Source organism: Shigella sp. FC1544 (genome assembly GCF_001722145.1).
GTDB classification, from domain to species: Bacteria; Pseudomonadota; Gammaproteobacteria; order Enterobacterales; family Enterobacteriaceae; genus Escherichia; species Escherichia coli.
The window spans coordinates 1-660 of the sequence record NZ_MECT01000384.1; the positions used below are offsets into that span (position 1 = coordinate 1).

A 660-nucleotide genomic window follows, 5' to 3' on the forward strand; every position below is an offset into this window, starting at 1 on the left:
GGCCAGTAACCTTTCAGATGTTCCGCCATTTTAATCATCTGATATCTCACCAGATTATAAGCCAGTAAGACACCCCACAGCTCTTGCTCCACAAGCTCCGGCTTTTTACTTCTCAGCGTCAGCCTGCTCAGTTGCATCGTCTGTTTTATCTCCCTGTATCCCAGTTCAATTTCCCAGCGATGACTGTACAGATCCGCCATTTCTCCTCCGGGGAAGCGCATGGCGTCCGTCATCGACGTCAGCAGATGGCAGACTTTTCCTTTGCGCGTCACGGTCAGCAGGCGGGCTGTCACTTCATTTCCCAGTTCCGGCCACTTTTTTCGTGCCTGCGGGCTGGTTTTCAGCTTCACCAGATGATCGCCTTTACCCAGTTTTCTGAGCTCTTCATATTGCGCTCCCTTTCTGAGAGGTATCATCCAGTGGCGGTGTTCTCCCGCCAGGCTCCAGGCATTTAACAGTCCCAGTGAGTAATAACCTTTATCCATTAACGTCAGAGTGTTATCGCCGGTTTGTTCTATAAGTTGCTCAGCAAGCTCATTTTCGCTGTTCTTCATCGTGCCGAAGGCTGCAGCCGTCAGCAGATGGCTGGTCAGTTCCATCTGGCAGACCATTTTGACCTGCGGGTAGAGCGCCGGGTTCCCGGCATGTGTCTGGCGGGGG

The 660-nt window shown here is 52.6% G+C and carries 1 pseudogene; it reads right to left on the reverse strand.

What is annotated here, in order from left to right:
- Positions 1-660: pseudogene (locus tag BGK49_RS16735) on the reverse strand (IS4-like element IS4 family transposase); the annotation flags it as partial.